Annotated in this window: 15 protein-coding genes and 4 pseudogenes; 8 read left to right on the top strand and 11 right to left on the bottom strand. The window is 36.5% G+C overall.

Translation table 11 applies throughout. The features are described 5' to 3' along the window. Positions 1-5: 5 nt before the first annotated feature. The 3 genes and pseudogenes from J2S08_RS06660 to J2S08_RS06650 form a co-directional block, all read right to left on the bottom strand. Entirely contained in the window at positions 6-836 is an 831-nt protein-coding gene (locus J2S08_RS06660; protein WP_307227877.1) for a hypothetical protein, read from the bottom strand. Between the two features lie 205 nt (positions 837-1,041). Continuing rightward, positions 1,042-1,140 (bottom strand): annotated as a pseudogene (locus J2S08_RS06655) (TrmB family transcriptional regulator); the annotation flags it as partial. 225 nt (positions 1,141-1,365) lie between these two features. Further along, entirely contained in the window at positions 1,366-2,115 is a 750-nt protein-coding gene (locus J2S08_RS06650) for a CPBP family intramembrane glutamic endopeptidase (protein ID WP_307227875.1), read from the bottom strand. Between the two features lie 490 nt (positions 2,116-2,605). On the opposite strand from J2S08_RS06650, the gene J2S08_RS06645 reads away from it, so the two are divergent. From J2S08_RS06645 to thrB, 3 genes are read left to right on the top strand one after another with little or no spacing between them, the layout of a single operon-like run. Continuing rightward, positions 2,606-3,907: a homoserine dehydrogenase gene (locus J2S08_RS06645; protein ID WP_307227870.1), complete on the top strand. Its 1,302-nt coding sequence runs from the start codon at positions 2,606-2,608 to the stop codon at positions 3,905-3,907. Beyond that, positions 3,904-4,965, top strand: a complete 1,062-nt coding sequence (gene thrC / locus J2S08_RS06640; RefSeq protein WP_307227868.1) for a threonine synthase — start codon at positions 3,904-3,906, stop codon at positions 4,963-4,965. Before J2S08_RS06645 ends, thrC begins: the two co-directional genes overlap by 4 nt. Next, positions 4,962-5,885 (top strand): homoserine kinase, encoded by a 924-nt coding sequence (gene thrB, locus J2S08_RS06635; RefSeq protein WP_307227866.1) that lies wholly within the window; start codon positions 4,962-4,964, stop codon positions 5,883-5,885. Before thrC ends, thrB begins: the two co-directional genes overlap by 4 nt. Positions 5,886-6,029: 144 nt before the next feature. Here the strand turns inward: thrB and J2S08_RS22465 are convergent, their stop codons facing one another. The 3 genes and pseudogenes from J2S08_RS22465 to J2S08_RS06625 form a co-directional block, all read right to left on the bottom strand. Further along, the gene (locus J2S08_RS22465; protein ID WP_370875644.1) at positions 6,030-6,977 is read right to left on the bottom strand and encodes a methyl-accepting chemotaxis protein; all 948 of its coding nucleotides are present in this window, start codon (positions 6,975-6,977) and stop codon (positions 6,030-6,032) included. Continuing rightward, positions 6,972-7,736, bottom strand: a pseudogene (locus J2S08_RS22460) (MCP four helix bundle domain-containing protein); the annotation flags it as partial. The gene J2S08_RS22465 and the pseudogene J2S08_RS22460, both read right to left, overlap by 6 nt. A gap of 662 nt (positions 7,737-8,398) precedes the next feature. Then, positions 8,399-8,652, bottom strand: a pseudogene (locus J2S08_RS06625) (ribonucleotide-diphosphate reductase subunit beta); the annotation flags it as partial. Positions 8,653-9,485: 833 nt separating this feature from the next. On the opposite strand from J2S08_RS06625, the gene J2S08_RS06620 reads away from it, so the two are divergent. Both J2S08_RS06620 and J2S08_RS22735 read left to right on the top strand, forming a co-directional pair. Beyond that, positions 9,486-9,995 carry an ArsR/SmtB family transcription factor gene (locus J2S08_RS06620; RefSeq protein ID WP_307227862.1) on the top strand — a complete coding sequence of 170 codons (510 nt, stop codon included), beginning with the start codon at positions 9,486-9,488 and terminating at the stop codon, positions 9,993-9,995. Beyond that, positions 9,992-10,270 (top strand): annotated as a pseudogene (locus J2S08_RS22735) (MFS transporter); the annotation flags it as partial. The gene J2S08_RS06620 and the pseudogene J2S08_RS22735, both read left to right, overlap by 4 nt. 824 nt (positions 10,271-11,094) lie before the next feature. Here the strand turns inward: J2S08_RS22735 and J2S08_RS06610 are convergent. The 3 genes from J2S08_RS06610 to J2S08_RS06600 are packed head-to-tail and all read right to left on the bottom strand — an operon-like array spanning position 11,095 to position 14,521. After that, positions 11,095-12,510 carry a sensor histidine kinase gene (locus tag J2S08_RS06610; RefSeq protein ID WP_307227858.1) on the bottom strand — a complete coding sequence of 472 codons (1,416 nt, stop codon included), beginning with the start codon at positions 12,508-12,510 and terminating at the stop codon, positions 11,095-11,097. Next, on the bottom strand, positions 12,500-13,198 hold the full coding sequence (locus tag J2S08_RS06605; protein ID WP_307227857.1) for a response regulator transcription factor: 699 nt from the start codon (positions 13,196-13,198) through the stop codon (positions 12,500-12,502). The genes J2S08_RS06610 and J2S08_RS06605 overlap by 11 nt, the downstream gene beginning before the upstream one ends. Positions 13,199-13,255: 57 nt before the next feature. After that, the gene (locus tag J2S08_RS06600) at positions 13,256-14,521 is read right to left on the bottom strand and encodes a hypothetical protein (protein ID WP_307227855.1); all 1,266 of its coding nucleotides are present in this window, start codon (positions 14,519-14,521) and stop codon (positions 13,256-13,258) included. A gap of 352 nt (positions 14,522-14,873) precedes the next feature. On the opposite strand from J2S08_RS06600, the gene J2S08_RS06595 reads away from it, so the two are divergent. Beyond that, positions 14,874-15,866 carry a polysaccharide deacetylase family protein gene (locus J2S08_RS06595; protein WP_307227853.1) on the top strand — a complete coding sequence of 331 codons (993 nt, stop codon included), beginning with the start codon at positions 14,874-14,876 and terminating at the stop codon, positions 15,864-15,866. A gap of 283 nt (positions 15,867-16,149) precedes the next feature. Here J2S08_RS06595 and J2S08_RS06590 read toward each other — a convergent pair whose 3' ends face one another. Together J2S08_RS06590 and J2S08_RS06585 are read right to left on the bottom strand one after the other, a co-directional pair. After that, a complete protein-coding gene (locus J2S08_RS06590; protein WP_307227852.1) occupies positions 16,150-16,269 on the bottom strand; it encodes a DinB family protein in 120 nt (39 codons plus the stop codon). A gap of 65 nt (positions 16,270-16,334) precedes the next feature. Beyond that, complete coding sequence (locus J2S08_RS06585; protein WP_307227850.1) at positions 16,335-16,574, bottom strand: WYL domain-containing protein; 240 nt, start codon at positions 16,572-16,574, stop codon at positions 16,335-16,337. Positions 16,575-17,033: 459 nt separating this feature from the next. Between J2S08_RS06585 and J2S08_RS06580 the strand changes: the two genes are divergently transcribed. Both J2S08_RS06580 and J2S08_RS06575 read left to right on the top strand, forming a co-directional pair. After that, the gene (locus J2S08_RS06580) at positions 17,034-18,494 is read left to right on the top strand and encodes a potassium/proton antiporter (RefSeq protein ID WP_307227848.1); all 1,461 of its coding nucleotides are present in this window, start codon (positions 17,034-17,036) and stop codon (positions 18,492-18,494) included. A gap of 15 nt (positions 18,495-18,509) precedes the next feature. Then, entirely contained in the window at positions 18,510-20,720 is a 2,211-nt protein-coding gene (locus J2S08_RS06575) for a BglG family transcription antiterminator (RefSeq protein ID WP_307227846.1), read from the top strand. Positions 20,721-20,728 lie beyond the last annotated feature (8 nt).

The following is a 20,728-nucleotide window of genomic DNA, read 5'->3' as shown; positions in this document are numbered from 1 at the left end:
TTTTATTAAGCAGAAAAATGAACCTTTGTTCCAACTGAAACGACGTTATCTTTCAAGATATCTTTGTATAAATACTGTTTTTGTCTAGATTGATGCTTCTGGTCTCCGGCCATTTTTTCAGTAGAATCGTTTGCCTCTGTTGGATTGTTTTCGGGAGGTTCGTCATTTGTCTTTTCTAGTGTTTTTATATTCTCTGATAACTTTTTGTTAGCGTCACTGCATATTTCCATTATTTTAGCATTTAATTCATCGGCATTATCAAGATCCTTAGATTGGCCACCCGAGCTTTTTGCTTCCGATCGGAGTGTATGTTGCGCCTTTTTGACACCGTCGATTTTTGCCATTTCGCTATTTGCTGAAACAATAGCATTCATTGTTTGAGAAACAAAGAAATCTGTTTTTGACGTTTTATTCTCATTTGGGCTGTTGTCTTCGTTTTTTATCTGCTGCTGTTGTTTTTCTTTATTGCTTTCTTCATCTACACCCAAAGCTTTTCGTTGTTCCTCTAATTGTATTTTTTGCATTTCATTTTCCAAGGAACGAATTTGTTCATTAATAGCTTCGATTTTCTCTTTTAATATTTCTGGGCTTATATCATCCTCATTTAATTGATGACGCTTCTCCATTAAAGCTTGCTTTTGCTCCATTAAACGTTTAAGCATCATATTATTCGTTTTTTTGCCAAAGCTCTTAAGTGCGAAGCTGCTAATGATGACTTTATCTTGTTTGTTGTTGTTCGCTTGTGGACTTACTGCTTTTGTTTGATGACGTGTGAATACATGCTTGTCATTGGTTATAAAGGATGAAGCATTTTTCGCTGAAAAGGATACATACATAATTTACACCTCCTTAACCTATTTTTTATTAAACTTAATTCACTACCCTCATATAAAGAGTAATTGAATTCGTTCATTTTATTTATCGGATTTTTTAAAATGATATTGATTGCTTATTATCATCTTTTTCAATTTGTATGGAATAAACCTTAATGGAATTTTTTGATTGAAACTATCTGGCTGTAAAAGGCTATACATTTTTACCATATTTAACAATTGTTGTTGCATCAAGTGGTTCATTGCTTGAGAGTGCAGCTTCAAATGTTTGGCTTTCATATTGTGAGAATCCAAATTTTTGTAACATCATGTCTCCTGAAATAAAGTTAGACTCTAATTTAAAATAAAGAATTATTTGTATTTTTAGAATGTACTCTCTTGGTTATATGAAGGATAATAATATTGACCGTCTATTTAGAGAAAATACTCGATACAAGTGGAAAAAAGAATTTATATGAAATTATATTAAAAACTATCAGCAAATAACGATTAACGAATCTTCCGCTTTGTCCATAGTAAAAAACCGTTCAACTTATTGAACGGTTTTTGTAGCGTTATTTTGATCATGTTCTCCAAATTTCGCTATATAATCAATACAAAAATGAAACAAGATTAATGGCAGGATGGAGCCTAATCCTATATAAATAATTGTAAAAAACAACCCAATAATTGTTGTTTTTATCACACCTGTAAACCCTTGATATGAATGTGCAAGTCCAAATAAAACGGAAGAGATGAGTATAGCAAGCCATATATTCATATCAGGAAACAGGAATAGAATGGCATATATTAAAAATCCCCGGTAGATAATCTCCTCTGTAATTCCAGCTGTTAAAGAAACATAGTTCCACACCTTTTTTTCTTTTGGTGTTACCGGAAAAATCTCCGCATAGGCTACTTCGTTTTTCTGCTTTTGATTTGCTTGATTGATTTTTTCTCTTGCTTTTTTACTATATTTATAGCTAATTCCATAATATAAAAGAAGTAAAAGGTAGAGAATTCCGACGCTAAATCCTATGTAAGTGGTTAAAGTCCCTAATGTATCTGTATTAATTGTAGGTAAGGCAAGTCCTATGTGATGTAATTTTAAGTCAGTAAAAGCAACCAAAGAGAAAATAAAAACGGTCGGTATCCATAGTCCTTTTATTATATAAAAATAATATTTTATTCTTAATCCCGGACTTGTTTTTACATTTCTTTTAAATCTCTTAAAAATAAAATAACCAATTATCGGCTCAAATAATATTAAAAATACAATAAATAACCAAAAACTAATTTCCATTAGAATGCGACACTCCTTAAAAATATACTTTGCCACAGCTGTGCTAAACAAAGCATACTTCTTAACGCAGCGTCAAGATCAAGTGGATTTTTCAAACTTATTTCTTATGGTATAAAAGTAATCATTGTCTATTGGATGTGAAAACATGAATCAATAACATTAAATTTGAGCAAAAAAAGCCACACAATGAAAGAATGCCTCTTTTTTACTAAGCTTTAATATTGATTAGCCAATATTTTTAGTAGAATGCCACCCCAACGTTTTTAAAAAGAAGGGTACTATTTTCTTTTGTTTTTAGGACGCTATCCTTCAAGAAATCAGAGGTATGAATGATAGCACGTTACACTACTAATCTCTCACCTTTGGACAATCCTATATTACAAAATCGCTTACATGTAAAATAACTATTGTATCAGTATTCAAAGTAGTTTATAATGTCCTTTATATAAAAACAATTGTCTTTTCTAAAAATACACAGGGGTGAGAGGCTTTGAAAGAAAAAATTTCGATTGGCCTGCTTGGTTTAGGAACAGTAGGATCAGGGGTTGTGAAGCTGATTCAAAATCATCAGGAACGTTTAGTACATCAAGTTGGCTGTCCAGTCAACATAAAAAAGGTATTAATTCGTGATACGGATAAAAAAAGAGATGTGGAGATTGACGATACGGTTCTAACTCAAGATGCAAATGATGTCATCCACGATGCTGATGTAGATGTCATTGTAGAAGTGATGGGCGGTGTAGAGGAAGCACGCACCTATATCATTGATGCATTAAAGGCAAGGAAACACGTTGTGACTGCAAATAAAGACTTAATTGCTCTATACGGTTCTGAGCTGGAGGAAATTGCGAGTAGAAACGGCTGCGATCTCTTATATGAAGCAAGTGTAGCTGGCGGCATTCCAGTGTTGGGAGGCTTGGCGGATGGACTTGGTTCAGACCATATTACAACAGTCATGGGGATCGTAAACGGAACAACAAACTATATTTTAACAAAAATGGATCAAGAAGGTCTTTCATATGATACTGCGCTTCGCAATGCACAAGAGCTAGGGTTTGCGGAGGCAGATCCAACTGCTGATGTTGAAGGTTTAGACGCAGCGCGGAAAATGACGATTCTTGCTCGCCTTGCATTCTCCATGGACATCGATTTAGAAGATGTCGTAGTAAAGGGAATTAGTAAGGTGACAAAAACAGATTTGCAATATGGAAAAATGCTTGGCTATACGATGAAATTAATCGGCTTTGCAGATCGTGATGAAGATGGGGCAGAGATTAGTGTACAGCCGGCATTTCTACCAGAATCGCATCCACTAGCTTCCGTGCAAAACGAATTTAATGCTGTCTATGTATATGGTCAAGCGGTTGGCGAAACAATGTTCTACGGACCTGGTGCAGGCAGTATGCCAACGGCAACCGCTGTTGTTTCGGATGTCGTGAAGGTGCTAAAAAATATGCGCCTTGGTGTTAATGGACGTAATGCTATTTTGCCGCAATTTGAAAAGAAGCTTAAACAGTCGGATGAAAAGTATGCGAAATATTATATTGGCTTGCATGTGAAAGAAAAAGTCGGTGCTTTAGCAGAAATTACGCAATTATTTGCAGCGAATAACGTAAGCTTTGAAAAAATATTACAGCTTCCATTAAAAGGAGAAGAATTAGCTGAAATTATTATAGTGACACATCGGGCAGCACAAGGTGATTTCGATGTCATTTTTCAACAATTAAACGATTTAGATGTTGTGACTGAATTAAAAAGTTGCTATCGCGTGGAAGGAGCCAGTCAATCATGAAATGGAACGGATTGCTTCAAACATATCGAGAATTTTTGCCAATAACGGATCAAACACCTTTATTAACTTTAAATGAAGGCAACACTCCACTTATTTACTTGGAAAATCTTTCGAAGATGCTGGATATTGAATTATATGCAAAAGTGGAAGGAGCCAACCCGACAGGTTCATTTAAAGACCGCGGCATGGTGATGGCAGTTGCAAAGGCAGTAGAGGAAGGGAGCAAAACGGTGATTTGCGCTTCTACTGGAAATACGTCAGCAGCAGCAGCAGCATTTGCTGCTCGCGCAGGCATACGGGCAGTTATTGTCATACCGCATGGAAAAGTTGCCCTTGGAAAGTTAGCTCAAGCGATGATATATGGGGCAGAAATTGTGTCGATTGAAGGGAACTTTGATGATGCACTGGCCATGGTTCGTAAACTAAGTGAAACAGCGCCTGTTACGTTAGTAAATTCGGTTAATCCTTATCGAATCGAAGGGCAGAAAACGGCTGCATTTGAAGTTTGTGATCAGCTAGGAAAAGCACCAGATGTGTTGGCAATACCAGTTGGAAATGCTGGGAACATTACTGCCTACTGGAAAGGCTTTAAAGAATATCATGATAAAAAGCAAACCGGTCTGCCGCGCATGTTTGGTTTTGAAGCAGAAGGATCGGCTGCGATTGTAAAAAATGAAATCATTTCTACTCCTGAAACAATTGCAACGGCGATTCGGATCGGCAATCCTGCAAGTTGGAAACAAGCGGTGGCGGCTAGTGTAGAATCGGAAGGAAAAATTGATTCTGTTACGGACGAAGAAATTTTAGCAGCGTTTCGTCTAGTTGCCCAAAAAGATGGTGTCTTTGCAGAGCCGGCTTCCTGTGCATCGATCGCAGGTGTGATTAAAAAACGGCGAAATGGAGATATCTCTCCTGGAAGTGTAGTAGCTGCAGTTTTAACTGGGAACGGACTGAAAGATCCACAAACGGCAATAGAACAAATTAAAACAGAGCCGATTCTTTTACCAAATGATGAAGAAGCCGTCTTTGATTATATTAAAGGGGTTGTTCACTCTTGAACGCATGGAGAATAACAGCCCCAGCAAGCTCTGCCAATCTTGGGCCAGGATTTGATTCGATTGGCCTTGCTTTGAGCAAGTACTTGACAATCGATGTTACACTTGCCGATGAATGGTCTTTTCATCATCAATCGCCAGTATTAGTAGGTTTGCCTTCGGGAAAGAAGCATTTAATCTATCAAGTTGCTAAACTAGCAGCTGATCGCTATGATGTGACATTGCCTGCTTGCAAAGTAGTATTATATAGTGACATCCCATTAGCAAGGGGACTTGGCAGTAGTGCAGCTGCGATTGCTGCGGGCATTGAGCTTGTCAACACGGTTTGTGGTTTGTCTTTAACAATGCAGGAAAAATTATTGTTAGGGACGGAAATTGAGGGGCACCCTGATAATATTTGCGCATCCTTATTAGGTGGGATGGTGATTGGTAACTACCATGCAAGCGCAGAGGAAAAATTGCATTTAATACAAGTTCCTTCAATAAATTTAGATGTCGTTGTCTCAATACCAGCCTATGAGCTGAAGACTGAAGATGCGAGGAAGGTTTTGCCGGAGAACATTGCCTACGGTGACGCAATTGCTGGAAGTGCTATTGCTAATGTGTTGATTGCTGCACTTATGCAAGGAGACTTTGAGACTGCAGGGAAAATGATGGAAAGTGATCTTTATCATGAGCCTTATCGGACACAGCTTATTCCTGAATTGCTGGACGTGAAAGCATTCGCAAAGGAAAATGGGGCATATGGCAGTGCGATCAGTGGAGCAGGTCCAACTATTTTAACATTTGCCGCCAAAGGACATGGACAGTCGTTGGCAGAAGCAATTCGTGCAGCATTTCCAGCCTGTCAAGTCAATTTTCTAACGATTGACACGAAAGGGACACATGTTGAAGTGTTTGCGACTAACGAGCGATTCAGCTAATATTTTTATCATCTTAAAAAGACGCTAATTTGTAAGCCCAGTTCATTGTGATGCCGAACTGGGCATTCTTAATTGCTGAAGTTACAAATCAAGTTTCTATTGCAAAAAGCATTCGCCCGAAATAAAAGACGAATGCTTTCCATATTAAATTTTGAAACGTGAAATAACTGATTGCAATTGCTCTGCTAATTGAGCTAGGGATTGTGCTGAAGCAGAAATTTCTTCCGTCGTTGCCAATTGCTCCTCTGCAGCAGCAGAGCTTTCTTGAGCGTTCTGCTGTCCATTTTGAGCAATTTCGTTTACTTGTTGCATATTTCCCATTAATTGCACTGTTAATGCATTGATTTCCTCGACTGAAGCAGAAACTTCCTGGACTTTATTTGTTACGGATTTAATAGCATTTCCGACGTCGTTAAAGGAATCTCTTGCTTCACTTGTATCTGTCATGCCTAGTTGGACTTGTTGACTATCCTTTTCCATAAGTTGAACGGCCTTTTCTGTTTCCTCTTGAATGAGAACAATAGTCTTAATGACTTGGTCAGCAGAATGGCGAGATTGTTCTGCTAGCTTTCTTACTTCCTCAGCAACGACTGCAAAACCTTTACCATGCTCTCCAGCGCGTGCAGCTTCAATAGCAGCGTTGAGAGCAAGCAGATTTGTTTGATCCGAAATATCAGTAATCAAGGAAATAATACTGCTAATATTTCGTGAATGTTCGTCAAGAGAACGAACAATATCAGTTGTTTGCTCTACTGAATAGTGGATGGCATTCATCTGGTGAAAGACCTTTTCAATCGCTGCTTCTCCTTTGTTAGATGTATCTAAAGCATCAACAGTCGAATCAAGCATATCTTCACTTGCTTTTGATATATGTTCGATGCCAGAGACTACTTCTTGTATAGAAGTGGTAGCCATATTAAATTCTTGAATTTGTACTTCTGAGCCAGTTGCACTTTTTTGTGAAATAATTGCGACCTGTTCTGCTGCTGAATTGCTTTGCTCTGAAGCAGCTGAGAGTTCTTCACTAGCGGCTGCTACGTGGCTGCTTGAATTCGCAACTTGTTTGACAACGCTGCGTAAATCTTTAGCCATGGAATGAAGAGAAGAAGCAAGCTCACCTATCTCATCACGATTTTTAACTTTAATTTTTTCAATTGTAAGATCCCCAGTTGCCATTCTCTTCATGGCATTTGATACTTTTACAACAGGAATAGAAATTTGCCGGCTAATCAGAAGAGCCAATACTAGTCCGATTACAATTGCAGCAATACTTATCATGATAACCGTCGTTTTAACAGTGTTTGTTCTTGCTGTTTCTTCTGCTACGACTTTCTCTAAAATCTCAGCTTGAAAGAGAACCAAATTGTCTGCAGATTCAGTAAAACGTGCAATCCCATCTCTAATCTCATTCTGGACAAGGCCTATATATGCTTCTCGATTATTTGTTTTCTTAAAAGCAACAGCTTCTTTAAGGCGAGTTTCATATTCTTGTTGCGCATTTTCAAGTTCAACGAGTAATTTTCGTCCTTTGTCAGAATATATTGACGTTGAGAATGCCTCTAAAGTATCTTGATATGTTTCGATCGATTCATTATAGTTATCTAAATACAATTGCTCACCAGTTAACAAATATCCGCGAATCGCATTCGATTGCTTGATTACCTCTTCTCTGATCTCTTCTACTTGCACGAGCTTCGTGAAACGGTCATCTATTAATTTAGTATAGTTCGTATTGATCTTCATAATTTGCATGACTGAGAATACTGAAATAATGATTAATAATAATAGCACCATTCCAAAGCCACATATCAGCTTGCTAGCGACACTTATTTTACTTTTTACTTTCAACACAATTCCTCCACTCTGTGATAAATGCTATGTACTTTCTCTTTCATTCTACTGATTGAAGCTTATAAAGTAGATCACAAAGGTGCTGCATCAGGACAAGGAAAGCTAGGCAGCAGCGATCTAATCCTCTGTTCTACTCTGATCCCAGGAAGGCAAGGGAAAACCCAAATGCTTCACTTTATTTATCGTCTTAAAGTATTCTTATTTTATTTTTTATAAGAAGAATGATGGTGATCTCTCCTCCTTAATGGCATGTGAAAAATGATCATTTTGACACAGGAAACGATAAAAACTTAATGGGTGCTATTTTTTGTCAAACGCTTCTGAGAAGAAATTCCTAATTATATTAATATAATAAATGCGATCCTATTACTATCTTACCTTGTTTAATTCTTGTGGCCAAGTACATTTTGTTAAAAAATCATAAATGTAACAAAATAAACGGGTTTTTATAGCTATTTTTGCCTATGTCTTTCGATTTCTTTATTCTCAAAAAAAGATTACACATCATGAGAGGGATCTAAAAAAAGCATCTAGCGAATACCGAAGTCTTTGAGAGGTTAGAAGAGATAATACGCACTTCCAACCTCTTACTTGATGGGGAGACGATACAGCCAGTTAGGTGGATCATAGAAATTATCTTTTATTCCGCCACCTTGGGAATTAGAGTAAAAAAAGCGTCCTTCTAACACAACGTTATACACAATAGATTTAATTAGATTTTCTACATTTGGCTCTAATGCAAAAGCTTGTAGCCGTTCGTTATAAATTGGTTTCGTTTTTCAAGTATCGGTTCTGCTTTCCAGTAAGAAAATACTTCTTCTTGCTCTTGAAGCGAAACAAGGCTGGATAGAACATAGGAGTAAGAATGGTAATGAATTACTTCCTGCTGTGCGAGCATAATCATTAAAGCATTCAAGAATAGAATCTGTTTAAATAGTCTCAATTAGATTAAACAAATAAATACAAAATGATAAAATAACTTTTTTAAAAGGGGTTGACAGGAGGAAATGGAATTTGTATAATGAAATTGAAAATCATTATCAATAAAGAAAATGACTCATTACCCCCTCTTACAATATAAAATGAGTCATGCCCCCTTTTACCTTGTGGAAAAAGCGTGATAGATTTATCACGCTTTTTCTTTGTGTGCTAGGCATGTACACATTCTATAAGGTTCAAGTCCCGAACGTAGTAACCGTTAACTTAAGACAAGGGTGTCTAGGGCGACTTAGAATCTGAAGGAAAGGCAGTAGCAAATTTCAGTAGCGAGGAACACGAACTTCATATTAGACTAGATTCCCTTGGATGAGACTGCGATACAACAAAGTCCTTACTGCCAAAGGGGCATAGAGTAGATGAAACGAGGACATGGGGAAAAGAATATGTTTTTACCCCTTGAAGGTCTGATAGATATACGATACACTTACCGTGAGCAAATGTTTGAGCTTTTATTGAACTGTCAGAAGTCAACAAAAGCCATAGTATTTGCTACTTCTAGAACGTCCAAGAATGGCTGAATTATTTAAGGAGATTTGCCACTTTGCGTACATAACACTTGGTGAAGTAGAAACATGAAAACCTTCCTAATGGAGGAAACGGTGAAATTTAAGCATATATGAGTTAAGTGTAATAAACTTAATTTTCTGCTGGGTTCTCTAAATAAATGTATGTCTTTTTTTTATATCATTACAATCTAATAATTTAGATTGTTGATCTGTTTTTTTAGATCAATAAAGGAGTGAAAGATCAATGAACGATAAACGAATGAATATTTCAATTGAACAAGCGAAACTTCTGGGAAATGCACTTAGAATAAAAATTATTAGCAAACTAATAGACAGTCCTAAAACCGCAAAACAAGTTGCGGTATTGTTAGGTCAATCAGGTGGAAATATTCATTATCACATAAAAAAGTTATACGAAGGTGGCCTACTAGAACTTGTAGAAGAAAAAAAAGTGGGTGGAGTAACTGAAAAATACTACAAATCAAGAGGAAAATGGTTTAATTCAATTCATTCAGAAACTATTGATCCAGTTTTAAAAGAGGGATTTAATGCTAGCGAATCAACAGCACTAAGTATTCGCTTATATCTTTCTTCTGATCAAAAGGAACAAATGACGGAGGAGTTCAAATCCTTTCTCGAGAAATGGATACAAAAATCCTCAGTAAGTCGAGAAAAAACAGAATACCGGGAGTATAGTATCGGAGTAAAAATTGTTTCGACTAAGAATGATGATAAAGAGGGGGGGACTACATGAAAATCTTTTTAAACAAAAATTTTTCATTTATGTTTTTCGGAAGAGTCATTTCAAATATTGGTGATAGTTTATACACAGTGGCGGCTATGTGGCTTGTTTATGATTTGGGAGGATCTACGTTTTATACAGGGCTTGCTGGTTTCCTTACGATTTTACCTAGGTTTATTCAGTTTATATCTGGACCATTAATTGATCGATTACCTATTCGTCCGTTGCTAATTATTACGCAAAGTATTCAATCGATACTCTTATTATTCATTCCCATAGCACATTATTCAAAACATTTATTAGGTAGGGTTTTTTCTGCATCATTTAGTTTAAGCGGGACTGCTATGCCAATTGGTTCCTTGATAGGAGGGAGTTTAGGAGTAATGATTGGCAGTATATTCGTTATTTCGCTTAGCGGAATTGTTGTTTTCCTTGTGGGTATATTTTGGGTGGTTGACAAGACTACTCGTAGTTTACCGAAGACGGAGGATATAACCGAATCAACATTTGTTAAACAATTTTCTAGTCTTGAAGTTAATTAGACAAATAACCCAAAGTGTAAAAAATATTTACAATTCTCAATTTAATCTTAAAGGAGAATAACAAATCATATAGAATCCCGAATAAGCTCGATGGCTTAATGGAATTCTTACTAACTGATAGTACTCTGAGACAGGGAAACATAAGCTTCATTCAAAAAGAAAATTTCATGGTAGGTAGGAAAATCGAAAAGACCAGATTTATGAAAAGTGTAGGTAAAATCAAGAAGTACTTCGGGAACCAGACATTAGTTAATAAAAGACCAAACTGAAAAGATAAATCAAATTCTTAGAAGTCACTATAATTTTATGGAATAGCTGGTAATCTTCGGGGGATACCTAAGAGCGCTATTGGGAAAGAATGCTAAGTAGTAGAAGTCGAAAGAGCTATATAACATGGAAAAGTTTAATAAGATTAAGTGCATTTTCCTCTTAAAGCGTCTTTCAATTCCATATAATATACGCAATACTGTGAAGCAATTTCTTAAGAGCCCGGTGCGGGAAATCCGCACGTCGGGTTCTGTGTGGGGGGAAGTCGCCAAATCGGCGGCTTTTCTACCCGGAGACGGGAGCTAATCACTCCCTCCACTCGATTTAAAAGAAGAAGAGAGGAGGGGGATGGTAAAAGAAATCGTTGTTCCCTTCCCATATGAACTTGTAATCGTCAATTTGCCATGGTGAAGCTGAAGAATATGCTGGCATATTGCAAGGCCCAGCCCTGCTCCCGGAGAGTTCTCATTGACTTTATAAAACATTTTTTGAATGTTTCCTAAGTCACTAGTTTTGATCCCTATCCCCTGATCAGTACAATCACAGACAAAAGCTTGTTTTACTTGTCGGCATGTAATGGTAATGGTTCCTGGCTGTTCACTATATTTAATGGCATTATCGATTATATTAATAAATACTTGTTTGATTCGATTTCGATCTGCATAGAGCTCAAGAGCATCATCTATTTGCAGTTCAATCTTTTGTTTTTTAGCAAGAAGCTGTTTTTCAAACTGTTTGGTGACAGAATGAAGAAGCGGCGCTGCTAGAAAAGTTTGGCGTTGAATCTTCATTGTTTCATTTGTAAAACGAGAAAAGTCAAGCAGCTCCTCAACCATTTCAATAAGACGGTCGGTTTCTGTCAAGATGATTTGTAAGCCAGATTTTGTTTCTTCTTTTTTTTCTAGATTGCCAGTCATGATTGTTTCACTCCAGCCCTTGATACTCGTCAGCGGAGTACGGAGTTCATGGGAAATGGAAGATATAAATTCATTTTTCATTTTTTCATGCCGCAGCAGCTCGCTGCCCATTTCGTTAAATGATTTGGCCAAAACCCCGAATTCACCACGATAGTGTTCATTCATTCTTGTTTCTAAATGACCTTTAGCAAGTTGTTTAGAAGCATTTGTGACTTCAAGAAGCGGTTTTGTAAGGGAATTGGCTAAAGTGATGCTGAGCAGCATCACAATCAGGATAATGGAAATTCCTATCAAGACGGCAAACGTACAGAGCTTTATTACCATCGCATCAACATTTTTTAATGATGCAACGTATCTTAAAATGCCTACGGGATACCCTTGATCCTCCAAGGGGATTGCAACAGCTAAAATTCGCTCATGAGTCATTTCATCCTTCCCAATCCAACTATTAGCTTGGGATGCATCAAGTTGTTTCATGTCAGGTGTCTTAATCTGATCATGCTGTGAGAAGCCAACGGTCGAATACAGAATATTGCCATTAGGAGACAGTACTTGCATTTCTGCCTGTGGAATTTGAAAATGTTCCTTTAATTTCGGCAAAGACTGTTGGAGCGGTGTACCTGATAACTCTAAATAACGATTAGCAAAATGAGCAGAGCTGACAGCATGATTTTTTAACATATCTGCTGCCCCCGTGTAATAATAGGTAATTAAACCGAGAAAAAAAACAGTCTCCAATAAAACAACTGTTAACGACACAATAAGTAAATGTTGAAGGAGGAGCTTCTTTTTAATACTCATTCATACTCCCTTTACCTTTCCAACAATATCCATAACCCCAAATTGTTTCAATCAACCGTGGGTCAGAAGGATTATCCTCAATCTTTTGACGCAAACGGCGAATATTCACATCGACGATTTTAGGATCGCCAGCAAATTGGAATCCCCATACTTCATCGAGTAAATCATTTCTACTAATAGGCATTCCCTCAGCTTGAATAAAGTAAGCTAGAAGTGCCGCTTCCGTTGGGGTTAACTCAATCATTTCCCCATTCTTTTGAACTAGTTTTCTCCTGATATCTAAAATCATGTCATCTGCTGCTGGTTCGTTTGATTGCTCATTTTTAATGCGTCTTAATAGCGATTGAATCCTAGCAATAAGTTCATTTGGACTAAAAGGCTTTGTTACATAATCATCTGCTCCATCCAACAACCCTTGGATTTTATCCGTTTCTTGTGTTTTAGCTGTAAGCATAATAATGCCGACTTTTGTGTTAACCGCTCTAATCAAGCTGCACACTTCGTAACCGTCTATGCCAGGCAGCATAATATCTAAAAGGATGACAGCAATATCTTGATGCTTCTTTGCCATCTCCACACCATCTTCGCCATTAGCAGCTTGGAGTACATTGAATCCAGACCTTTTCAGATTTACATGAAGAAATCCGCGAATATTTTCTTCATCTTCAACAATTAAAATGGTATCCATTTTTTATAACACTCCTATTTGTCAAAATCGAGAGTACGCTGACGAGTATCTACGAAACTATTGATCATATGGATGATATAATTGAAACAGTTGTTTCGTGTCTTTATTTGCTGTTTTTGATATATAGAGATAAGAAGAAGTTTCGGTTAATACATGCCACTCGCTTCCAATTGGTTCTTTTTCTTTTTCAGTTGCATAAATATCAAACAGTACTTCATTCGTCAATACATCAATAAATTTAATGTATCGATTATCCTCCGAGCGTTCTATATTAATCTGGTCTGGCCAAGTAGCAGGAATCTGGATTTCATACAAAAATTCATAATTGAAAAAACGCCGTGCAATTGCTTGTAAATCAAATTGATCTGTTAATTGGTAATAAGTTTCATAATATGGTGTCTCAGCATAGGAACGTTCTTTTTTAGAAATTGGCTTTGTTGGAAGTGAGATTTCCAAGATCCCATCTCCATTGATATCTTCACTTTTCGTGGCATATGGTTTAAAGGTTACTTCTGATTCTGAATCAAAGACGTTTGTTAGTGTATCATTGTTTATCGTTATAACATTTGTAAAGCCAGAATGTGCACCTATGTAGCCATCCAGGAAGATTCCCTTTTGATTCTTTGTAATAAGTCCGCTAATAGCCTGTAAGTAGCCATCTACATAAGGGTCTAACTCTAGTGTTGCAATTTCAGTCATCTGCTCATGGGCATAGCGATAGAGCACCATTTTATTTAAACTATTTCTGTCAAATTTAATTAAAACGAGTTCATTGTTTTTTTGCTGCTGAAAATCGTCAATCACTACATAGGTATATGGTTTATCTAACAACAATTTTGGAGAATCATCACTAAAAATATCGTATACAAGCAAGCCTTTATCATCTAATTCTTCACTAAAACGAAATCCTGCAACAATCTCCTTTCGACCATTGTTGTTTAAATCAACAAATTGCACTTCACTTAAAAAAAACCCTGTTCCGTCAAATTCAGCTATCTTTTTCCAAACTTTATCTTTTTTCTTTAGAACGATCCCTTTCATCGATTCAGCACGATTCGTCATTTTGTAAAATACGATCATTTCTTCTTGACCATCACCATCAAGATCTTCTAGAAAAATAGATTGAGCTTCTTTCATGTCTAAGGGAGTAAGCATTTCGGCCTGATCTGGCAAATATTTCGAAATAACTGTTTTTAATTCTGCCTGCTGATCATTTAACGAAGGCGGTGTCAGAAGTGATGAGTGGCCTTCAAATAAAGAACAACCAGATAAGAGCAAGATTAAAAATAGTTGATAGATAAAGACGTAAACCTTTTTTCTCATTCTAATATCTTCTCCTTGAGGAAAAATCCTGTAAGTCTTATTATAAAAGAAGGGTGTCAAAGTGTGTAACAAATTAGTTACAATTCTTCTGCAAAAATTGTTACCAACATGTAACCCTTTTTTAGCTGTGACACGTTACGATATATTTTGACAGCATCAGTTTACCAAATCTATTAGAGTGGAAAGTTCATTGTTACATATTTGTAATATGAATCCAGTATCCAATTTTTTCTATGAAAATATAATGTTATTAAATGGAGCTTGCACGCTTTAGAGAAGTGGACATCACAGTCCTAAGTAAATACTGATGACATATAGTTTGAAGGGATGAAAAAAGTTGAAAAGGGACTCTATGCGTAAAAAAATAAACATCTATGAAAAAGCATTGATAGGAGTTGTCCTTCTCTTATTGCTTTTATTTGCTTGGACAATGTACTCAAAGCCGGAAGACCCGAATGTAGCAAATGCAAATACGAGTGCGGAAAAATCGAAAAAAGAAACGGAACAAAACGATCTTCATCCTGAAAACATACCATTTACAATGCCAAGATGGTCTCTTGGAACAATACTATCTATCTCCTCTAATACTAAGAAGGCAGCATTGCTTGTAGAAGGAGAAAAAATCGATGCCGGTCTTGGCCAAAAGCTTCATTTTGCAAGGAAGCAAAATGAACAAAAGAATCAAGCAGGTATTGCTAATGAAAGAAAGCAAGCAGCAGGAAGTGACAATAATAAGGCCACTGAACAAACAGCTGAGCAAAAAATCGTCTATTTAACTTTTGATGATGGGCCATTTGCTAATTCAACAGGGATTTTAAAATTATTACAAAAATATAATGCCGAAGCAACATTTTTCATGCTTGCCCCAAATATTAAAAAATACCCAGACGCAGTAAAACAAATGGTTGACGATGGCCACGCTGTAGGAATGCATGGAGTAACTCACGACGTCAAACAAATTTATCAATCTCCACAAACGGTCGTAGACGAAATGCTTGCTGGACAATCAGAAATCGAGGCATTAACAGGAGTGAAGACAAATTTAATTCGAGTTCCTTATGGATCAAAACCACACATGAAAGATCATTATCTGGACGCAGTCAATCAAGCTGGATTCAAAATGTGGGATTGGAATCTTGATTCTCTTGATTGGAAATATCGAAATGAGGAATATGTTAATAAAGTGATTCATGATCAGGAAACTGCTCAAAAGGATGAGCTAGTCATCTTGCTGCATGAAAAAGAGACGACGCTCGCACACCTTGAACAACTGTTGAAATATTATTCCGAAAACGGCTATGAAATGAAAAAAATTACAGAATCGATGCCTCCAGTACAATTTTGATAAATCAAGCCATGCTCTCATTCTGAGAGAAGCTGGCTTGATTTATACTTTAAGAACGTTGAAAAAAGGGTAAAAACTTCCTTTTCGTTTACTCCATATTCTTCAATCACTTTATTAAATTTTATATGTTTTTCCCCTCATGCTAAGGAAGAGCAGGTCTTGTTGAAGGATAGCCATATTGTGCACGATATTCCTTCTTAGCAGCTGTAAAATCCCACCAGCTTTTATTTCAGTCAGGGTGATTAGCATTGTAGACGATACAAAGGAAATGAATGTCATTTTTTCATACATAAAGGTTATCCATGCTGACATCGCGTCCAGTTTGCTTTAAATATGTAAAAAATTGAGTACGGTGATGGAAGAGATGGGTAACTGTTTCCGTTAGCCACCTTGCTTGCGTCAAACTCTGTTAATTCTACTATTAATGGAACTGCATCTGAACAATCCTTCTCAGACATCGTAATCCAATCAATAACAGATTGATAATGTATGTCTTTTTTTTTGTTCGTCTATCGTCCGCTCTGCATGATGGATGCGATCCGCTCGGAACAAACGAAAAGTTTTGCGTTTAAAGCAATATGCAGGGCAATACCAAAAGCCGCTGCAGCTGTACAGGCCTATTGGCTGAATCACTCTCTTTGTTAATCCGTCCGAATTCTTTGCATTGACTGTCATCATTAGTTCAATTAAGCGCTGTGTCTTGGACACCTTGGACTCCCCCAATAAAATAGAATTTCCATATACAGTTCATCCTCTACAGGAGGAAAATGTTATCCTCTTTTATATGTACTCATCATATCTGTTTCGGCCTATTTTTTTCGAGTAATGATGGCATCATAACAGTTATAAAAATTATGAATTCCAGGCAAATATATATATAATAAATATATAGTGAAACTTCTATTAGCTATGGATAAAAGTGGAACAAAGGCAAGATCGCAACATCCTCGAAAAAGAAGGCACTTTTTTGAACAGTGCTGGTTAATGAAACTTTTTCTGATGCTTGGCACTAATCAAATAAGCATTGTCTGAGATTAGCTGCGGACAAAGAAAAGTTTAAAAAACTGAAGGAGGTGTTTTAAAATGGATTCTCCTTGTGATCGTAGACCTAAAAGTCTTCGCATGACAAAAAAGGGGGAAAATACGAAATAGAAAGAGTGATTTTATTTGACGTTTAGTGTTGAACAAGCGATTTTACTTTTTTCTATCTTATTAATTTCCGGTGTCCTAACCGCCAAATTTTCTTCACGTCTTGGGTTGCCATCGTTAGTGCTTTTTGTTGTTGTTGGTATGGTTTTGAATCGATACATATACTTTGATAATGCAAAACTGACCCAGTTATTTGGGACAATTGCACTTATTGTCATTTTGTTTGATGGCGGCTTAAATACAAAGTGGAAAAACATGAGAAAAGTGATTGCCCCTTCAGCTACATTGGCTACAATAGGGGTTTTAATTACGACATTCACAATCGGTTTTTTCGCAAAATATATTCTAGGTCTTTCATGGTTAGAGGGGCTTTTATTTGGTGCAATTGTTGGATCAACGGATGCTGCCGCAGTTTTTGCTGCTTTAGGTGAAAAAAATATCCGCAGTAAACTTACAGCTACGTTGGAAGCAGAATCAGGTTCAAATGATCCAATGGCAATTTTTTTAACTGTTTCTTTTATCCAATTAATACAAGTGCCAGAAGCTTCAGTAATGAATATGATACTGAACTTTTTTTGGCAAATGGGTATAGGTCTTGTTTTTGGTTTAATCTTCGGAAAAATAACCGTATGGGCTATTAACAAAATTAATTTGGACTCCTCTGGTCTGTATCCTGTTTTTTCTGTTGCATTTGCCGTATTAACCTTTGCAGTTACGTCATTCGTACATGCTAGTGGACTGCTAGCTGTTTATGTGATGGCGATCTTAGTGGGAAATTCAGACTTAACATATCGATATTCAATTGTTCGTTTTAACGAAGGATTTGCTTGGATGATGCAAATTTTAATGTTTATTTTGCTAGGGCTTCTTTCCTTCCCAACTCAATTAATTAAAATCGCTTGGCAAGGACTGCTTCTGTCATTCTTATTAATGATTGTTGCACGGCCGCTCGGTGTGTTTATTAGTATGATCTTCTCTAAATATGATTTGAAAGAAAAGATTCTCATTTCATGGGCGGGTTTACGTGGGGCGGTGCCAATTGTTTTGGCTACTTATCCAATGATTGCAGGTATAGAAAACAGCGAATTGCTTTTTAATGTCGTATTCTTCGTCGTCTTTACTTCCGCACTTTTACAAGGGGCGACTATATCTCCGCTTGCAAATTATTTAGGACTAACGGAAGGTACAAAAACCGCTGTTCCACATAGCTTAGAATTAATTTCTATCGGTAAAACAAATAACGAAATGATGGGATTGACAGTAGAGGAAGGAGCTCCGATTGCAAATAAAATGTTAAAAGATATCGAACTTCCTTATGACTCATTAATTACTGCCATTATCCGAAAAGACAAGCTCATCTTTCCAAAGGGAGATACGAGTATTCTTTCTGAAGACGTTCTATATGTATTGGTAGCAAAAACACAAAGGGAACAAGTGAAAAGGCTATTTCAGTCTGAGCAATCTCAAGAAGTTTCATGAAATTGGGTAGAGAAAATGATAGAGCAATTGTCTCATAAGGCAGTTGCTCTATTTGTGCTTTCATTTGTTCTAGTTATAGATTGTAAAATCAATGTGCAAAATAAACAAATAAATACGGATGCCCGATTAAAAAAGTCGGCTGATTCAAGGCAGGTTTTCGCCATAAAGACTGCTTCTTTGATTTCTTGCCGCATATGTGGACAGCTTTTACTATTATCGGGAACGGTTAAAGCGGATACAATTGAAATTAGAAAGAGGGGTGATCAATTGATCTCTTTAACAAATCGTCAATTAGATATATTGTCATTCCTTTTGAAGCAGCAAGATTTTATCAATATCCAATCAGTGGCAAAGAAATTCAAAGTATCAGAAAGAACCATTAGGTATGACCTTGATTTTATACAAGGCTTCCTAAAGGAAATTGATATTGGACTTGTCAGAAAACCAAGAAAGGGTGTTTGCCTAAAATTATCAACAGAAGAAAAAGCGAGATTAGAATCTAAATTAGTACTATTAGATAACACGATTGCCACGAAAGAAGAGAATATCCTGCTTATCTCATTTGAAATGCTTATTAGAGATAAAACAACATTAGATGAGCTAAGTGACAGGTTGGAATTAAGCAAATCAACTGTATACCATCTGATGGCTGAAACAGAAATGTTTTTTAAGCGTACAGGAATTATGTTAGTGAAAAAACCATCTCATGGCTTATCAATTGATGGCAATGAACTTGATATTCGCAATTGTTTTTCTTTGCTTTATAGTGATGCCGCATCTTCTACATTATTAAGAAAATATGTTAAACAGCTTTTTCCCTCAGATGTAACAAAAAATGCTGATGTCTTCATCGGGTTGTATGAAGAGGAAACAAAAACGTATTTTAGTGATCATGCAAGGGAAGAGTTATTGATGTCCATTTGCTTTCAATTTAATCGAATAAAAAAGGGCCAACTTGTTCAATATCCATTTATGGAAAGAAAGGGGATTTTGGAAACGCAAGAATCCTCGCTCATCAATAGATTGTACAAATCAGTATTCTGTGTATCACTTCATGTGGATGAGCTTTCTTATTTAACGAAGCAGATTAAAGGTACAAAAGTAACATCATGTCTGACACAAGTGTTTGATTTAAATGAAGACATCCAAAATGAAAGCTTTTATCGAATTACTCACGATTTCATTAATGAAGTAAAGCTTCTGATTGGGATAGATTTTTCCAAAGATCTTGAATTTGTAAATGGTTTAATGATTCATTTGCAAGTAGCGCTTCATCGCTTAAAAAATAACCAAAAGATAGAAAACTCTTTAACAGAACAAGTAAAATTTAAATACCGCTATATTTATGAAATTACGCGCAAAAGCCTTCTTCCAATCGAAAAAAAGTATCATTTGTATTTTCCAGATGAAGAGGTTGCGTATATCGCCATGCACTTAGGAGCTAGTTATGAACGTTACTCTTTTTCAGGCTTTATGCCAACAGCTCTCATTGTATGCGGATCAGGTCTTGCGACTTCATCGCTCTTAGCGACGAGAATGAAAGTAATGCTTCCGGAAATAAAAACAGTTGGTCCAGTTAATACGAATAATTATAAAAATTATTTAGACGAGTCAATTGATTTTATTGTGGCTACTGTTCCTATTGAATCAGATCGAAAAGTACTAAGAGTAAACCCATTGCTTGATTCTGAGGATATTGCTAAGTTGCAAGCAGAGACTTTCAAAAAAGCATACCAGAAACAAGTATTAGCGTTAACGAAACATGAAAGCATGAAAAATGATGATCTTGAAATGGCCATGATCATTCCAGAAGAGCATATTCAATTAAACAAGTCTATAGACGAATGGAGGAAGGCAATTAAACTTGCCAGTAAACCGCTATTAGACAATCAATATATTTCAGATGAATATGTGGATGACATGATTAGAGCAGTTGAAGAGCTGGGGCCATATATGGTTTTCATTCCGGAAGTCGCTGTTGTACATGCGTCTCCTAAAAAAGGAGTGTTACGTGATGGCATTAGCTTATTGCAGTTAAGTGATGCTATCAAGTTTGGAGACTCTGGACAAGTGATGGTGAAAGTCATTTTCGTTATATGTTCCATGGAAGCAGAGTCATCGCTTTTTCTTAAACTGATTCAAATTATTGAAAGGTCTACCAATCAAGAAAAAATAAAAAATGCTCAAAACAAGAAAGATATTCTTTTATTAAATACTGACAGCTAGGTGATAAA

The sequence above is a fragment of the Bacillus chungangensis genome (assembly GCF_030812995.1).
Classification (GTDB): domain Bacteria; phylum Bacillota; class Bacilli; order Bacillales; family Bacillaceae_C; genus Bacillus_CF; species Bacillus_CF chungangensis.
Note: the sequence above shows the minus strand (reverse complement) of the source record. Positions and strands in the feature narration are given on the sequence as shown.